The sequence below is a fragment of the Blastomonas sp. genome (assembly GCF_041747255.1).
Lineage (GTDB): Bacteria > Pseudomonadota > Alphaproteobacteria > Sphingomonadales > Sphingomonadaceae > Blastomonas.
Genome location: NZ_JBGTFM010000246.1, coordinates 1 through 3,587, shown reverse-complemented (window position 1 = coordinate 3,587; position 3,587 = coordinate 1). Strand labels below are relative to the sequence as shown.

Here is a 3,587-nt window from a genome sequence, read left to right as displayed (position 1 = left end):
TTATATTGTTTCAAATATAGGTTCTTTTGGAGAAGACATTTATAAAATCGGTATGACACGAAGACTTGAGCCGATGGATAGAATATATGAACTTAGCGGAGCATCAGTGCCATTTAGATTTGATGTCCACGCAATTATATTGATCGAACCGACCGGTAAGGTATCAGAAAATATGACCAGGGCATCTCGCAGAGCTTTTGAAACCATTCGGGAGCTGATCCTTACGGGTTCGTTGGCACCTGGCGAGGCGATCACCGAAGCAGAGCTTTCGGCGTTGGCGAAGGTAAGCCGAACGCCCGTGCGCGAAGCGCTCAGAGAGCTTGAGAATGGAGGGCTGGTAACCCGTTCGGACACCGGCCGCCTTACGGTATCGACATGGCAATCGGAAGATCTTGAGGACCTTTTTTCGTTGCGCACACTGGTGGAAGGTTACGCGGCGGAGCGCGCAGCGACCCGGATTTCGCCAGCGGAAGTATCCGAGCTGCGCGAAGTGAACGAACAACTCCACCAAGCCGTGCGCGAACCGGTGGATATTGCCGCATTCCTTGACGCCAATCGTCGCTTTCATGACATTATTATTCGGGCGTCCGCATCCAATCGGGCCGCCAGTGTTCTCGCTCGGTTGGTGGAGCAGCCGATCGTCAGTGCCACCGCTCACCGCTACGACGAATCGCTGTTCCAGAGCAGCTATGATGAACATACCGAGTTGATCATCGCCCTCGATCATGGCGATCCGGTATGGGCCAAGGCTATCATGACCATGCATATCCGGCGGGCTCATAATGCCTTGGCGAAACTCAAGGGCACCTCAAGCGCCAAACCTGCCAGCTAGCCCAAGCTGTTTTCAGCCTGCTTTTTCCGCGTCCATTTCCCAGCAATCCGGGCCTTTTTCACCCCGAATCCTGATTACTTTGCCATTGGTGAAAGTTGGTTGCGCAGCAGTTTTCCAGCCGGACTGCGCGGCAGCTCATCGATGCGGACCAGAACCTTGGGCCTCTTGTAGCGGGCAAGGTTGGCCGCAAATGCGTCGTTGAGGAGAGGCGCGATGTCATCGGGTCCGCTCGCCACGTAGTAATAGTGGATCGCTTCGCCCCATTCCGCATCGGACACACCGGCTGCTGCGCCCTCAACCAATCCGGGAACGGCTTCGGCAGCCTGCTCGATTTCCTTGGGATAGACGTTCAATCCGCCGGATATGATCAGATCAGATTTGCGGTCGACGATGTGATAAAAGCCCTCCTCATCGCGCCGCGCAACATCGCCGACGGTCAACCAACCGTCGCTTAAAGCGGCCTTGGTTTCTTCCGGCTTTCCCAGATACCCGTTGAAAACATATGGGCTGCGGCAGAACAGTTCGCCGATCCCGGCCCCTTCCACCAGATTGCCTTCATCGTCACGAAGCTGGATCTCCATATTCGCAAACGGCGTTCCAACACTGCTGTGCTTACGCAATTGGTCCTGGGGCCGAATATTGGTGACAATCCCACCTTCGGTAGAGCCGTAAGTCTCGTGGTACAGGCCTTCGCCAAACAGATCCACCAGATGGCGCTTGTGTGCTTGTGGCATGGCGGCCGCGTTGGAAATCAATGCCTTAAGGCGATGCCCAGCGACCATAGCGGACGCAGTGTCACCAAGTTCGAGGAACCACTTGGCATGCGTGGGCACGATGAACAGCCCGGTGACATCCCCTTCTGCAAGACGCGCCAGAATAGCCGGCGCCTTCAGGTCGTGCGCCAGCGTGGTGGTTCCGCCAAACAGCAGCGGGGCGACCGCAAAGGCAAAGCCGGCACCATGGCATAACGGGGTTAGGGCCAGGAAATGATCGTCCGGGCCAAAGCAGCCATATTCAGCGGCCATTGCGTGTATCGTGAGCACCCGGCTGCGATGGGAGATCATCACGCCCTTGGGTTTCCCGGTGGTGCCCGATGTATAGCAAATGCCAAAGCAATCCTCACCCTGCGCGCGTTCGGCAAGGGCTGCACCATCATATCTGGCGATCCGCGCTTCATAGTCCATTCCGCGCGTTGCAAAGACTGGCAAGCCCGTTGCTGCCAACGCGTCCCTCGTTTCGGCCAAGTCAGGGTCAATCCAAATCGCCCTGGGCTGGCAATCTTCGACGATCCGCAGAATTTCTGGGGGTGACAGCATGGGGTTGGCGGTCACCACAGCCGTTCCGCTGGCCGAAAGGCCCGCCACCAGTTCAATGTATTCCGGGCAGTTCGGTGCGATCAGCAACGCCAGATCACCGCGCGTGAGCATCGCTTCTTCGGCTGCCAAAGCCGCCACCTGCGCGATGCGCGATGCCAGTTCGCCATAGGTCAGATCGCGGCTAGGTGCACAGATCGCACGCTTGCGCGGCGCCCGCGCGGCGGCGCAAACTATGCTGCGGGCAATGGTCAGCGCCGGAACGGCATCGGTCATGAATTACCTCGCCATCCGTGCTTCGAGCTTGTCGAACACACGCAGCGCGTTGTCGCGCACCACCAGCCGGTGAGCCTCTGGTCGCAATCCATGATCGGCCAGTTCCGCAAGGCCGCGCTCGGGATCAATCACCGGCCAATCGGTCCCCCAAAGGACCTTCTCCCTGCCGTAGCTGTCCATGTACCGGACCAATGCATCGGGCAGATGTTTCGGGGCATAGGCGTCGATCCCGATGAAGACGTTGGCATGTTTCCAGGCCATCGCGATCATCTCTTCGGCCCATGGTGTGCCAACGTGGATGCCGATCAGTTTGAGTTCGGGGAAATCGATCGCCACCTGGTCCAGCAGGATGGGCCGCGCGACCGATGGCAGCCGGACATCCTTCTGGTAGATCAGGTTTTGCCCGACCTGCATCATGATCGGGATGCCCAGTTCGCAACACTTGGCGTAAACAGGATAACATTGTGCAGCATCAGGCGGCATCTGGAACCAGTGCGGATAGAAATGCGCGCCAACGAAGCCAAGCTCGTTCACTGCGTGCTCCAGATCTCGCAGTTGCTGCATGCCCATGGTCGGATCCACGCCGGCGAGACCGGAAAAACGGTCTGGATATTTTCCGCACCACAGGGCCACGTCCGCATAGGGAATTTCGAACGCGTAGGTGCGTGTGCGTGCCCCGGCGCGCACCGCGATCAGCAACGAGTGTTCGACCCCTGCCCGATCCATGCGCCTGAGATAATCATCGATGGTCACGCCGCCACGCATGTCGGCGGGCATACGCACCTGTTCCATGAAGGTGGCATCAAAACCAGTCTGGCCATTGCTGACAGCTTCTGGGGTGAACAGGTTGACCACGATGTCGATGGCTCGGTCAGTCATGTGTCAAAGGCATCCTTGTGTTAGCCGGTGGAAAGCCAAATGGGCGCAGTGCCCTGAATGGCTCAACGTCAAAATTCATCTGCCCGGCTCCCGTCATCCAACCATCACAGACCGTCAACGCCCGCTTGGTCAGAAACCCGACCTAGCACGTTCTGTATACATATCACCCGTTTTTCGTTGTCTGAACGGCAGTTCATGCTATTTATGGATGCAAAAGAAGGAAAACTCATGGCAAAACTGGTCAAAGTTGCGGCCGTTCATGCAGCACCGCTGCTCATGGATGCGGA

General features: G+C 57.5%; 3 protein-coding genes. 1 reads left to right on the top strand and 2 read right to left on the bottom strand.

What is annotated here, in order from left to right:
* The coding region (locus ACEW8G_RS08570; protein ID WP_373488008.1) for an FCD domain-containing protein at nt 1–832 on the top strand (832 nt) is incomplete at its 5' end.
* A 74-nt stretch (nt 833–906) separates the two neighbouring features.
* Here ACEW8G_RS08570 and ACEW8G_RS08565 read toward each other — a convergent pair.
* The gene (locus tag ACEW8G_RS08565; protein WP_373488007.1) at nt 907–2,421 is read right to left on the bottom strand and encodes a class I adenylate-forming enzyme family protein; all 1,515 of its coding nucleotides are present in this window, start codon (nt 2,419–2,421) and stop codon (nt 907–909) included.
* 3 nt (nt 2,422–2,424) lie between these two features.
* The gene (locus ACEW8G_RS08560; protein ID WP_373488006.1) at nt 2,425–3,300 is read right to left on the bottom strand and encodes an amidohydrolase family protein; all 876 of its coding nucleotides are present in this window, start codon (nt 3,298–3,300) and stop codon (nt 2,425–2,427) included.
* Between the last annotated feature and the right edge of the window lie 287 nt (nt 3,301–3,587).

Coding starts and splice junctions, on each gene's coding strand:
- ACEW8G_RS08560 (WP_373488006.1), bottom strand. CDS start 3,300: ATGACTGACCGAGCCATCGACATCGTGGTCAACCTGTTCACCCCAGAA.
- ACEW8G_RS08565 (WP_373488007.1), bottom strand. CDS start 2,421: ATGACCGATGCCGTTCCGGCGCTGACCATTGCCCGCAGCATAGTTTGC.